Raw genomic sequence first — 524 nt, 5'->3', positions numbered from 1 at the left:
GCCCCGGCGAGCACCCTGGCGCCGGTCCCGGCCCTGTTCCAGCCCGGCTTCCTGCTCGAGGTCGAGGTGATCGCCGCGCTCTAGGCCTTCTTCTCGACCTGGGCGGTCAGGGCGTCCACCTTGGCCGTGAGGATGGCCAGGTCTTCCAGGAGCTTCGCGAAGACGCCGTCCGGGGGCAGCGGGTCGCCGCCCTTGGTCGTGCCCACCATCGCCGCGAACCAGACGTCGCCGGTGATGTCGGCCAGGTTGCGGGTGTAGGTCGAGCCGGGGGTGTTGGTGCCGGGCATGCGGTAGTCGACCGTCACCTCCTTGCCGATGGCGGTCAGCCGGGAGTCGATCGCCTTCTGGGTCTGGGCCACCACGGTGTTGGTGATCCAGGTCTTGTCGGCAGCGGTCAGCGCCACGGGAATGTCCTCCAGGTGCCAGGAGGCCGTCGAAGCCTCGAGGGATGACGTGTACGAAGCGGAGAAGTGGGCGTGCTCGGTGTGCGGCGACGCTCCGGTGTAGGTCTTCTGCACCCAGTC

Annotated in this window: 1 protein-coding gene; it reads right to left on the bottom strand. The window is 68.9% G+C overall.

The window, feature by feature from the left end; all coding sequences use genetic code 11:
• Nucleotides 1–80: 80 nt before the first annotated feature.
• Nucleotides 81–524, bottom strand: a 444-nt coding sequence (locus Ato02nite_RS50450) for a hypothetical protein (RefSeq protein ID WP_213013882.1), incomplete at its 5' end; no start/stop codon positions are given.

It is taken from the genome of Paractinoplanes toevensis, assembly GCF_018332695.1.
Classification (GTDB): domain Bacteria; phylum Actinomycetota; class Actinomycetes; order Mycobacteriales; family Micromonosporaceae; genus Actinoplanes; species Actinoplanes toevensis.
This window is presented reverse-complemented; position numbering and strand designations above follow the sequence as displayed.